General features: G+C 75.6%; 1 protein-coding gene. It reads right to left on the bottom strand.

Annotated elements, in window-relative coordinates:
• On the bottom strand, positions 1 to 258 hold a 258-nt coding region (locus tag ACQG3P_RS20340), incomplete at both ends, for a PfkB family carbohydrate kinase (RefSeq protein ID WP_426806054.1).

The raw sequence follows: 258 nt of genomic DNA on the forward strand, positions 1-258 counted from the left end.
CGCGCTGCTGGTCGATGTAGGCGGGGCTGAGCGCGGCGTTGGCGCCGGGGCCGATCACGATGGTGTTGCGGCCGCGGCTGTCGACGGAGATGCCGCCGGTGCCGGTGGGCTCGGTGCTGGCTTCGGCGCTCTGGGCGAAGCCGTCCTGTTCGGCCAGGCCGCGGGCCATGGCGCCGCCGGCGTCATCGCCGAGGGCGCACTGGAACGTGGTCGGGGCGCCGGCACGGCGGGCGGCCACGGCCTGGTTGAAACCCTTGC

It is taken from the genome of Stenotrophomonas sp. SrG, assembly GCF_050031795.1.
In the GTDB taxonomy this organism is placed as follows: domain Bacteria; phylum Pseudomonadota; class Gammaproteobacteria; order Xanthomonadales; family Xanthomonadaceae; genus Stenotrophomonas; species Stenotrophomonas rhizophila_A.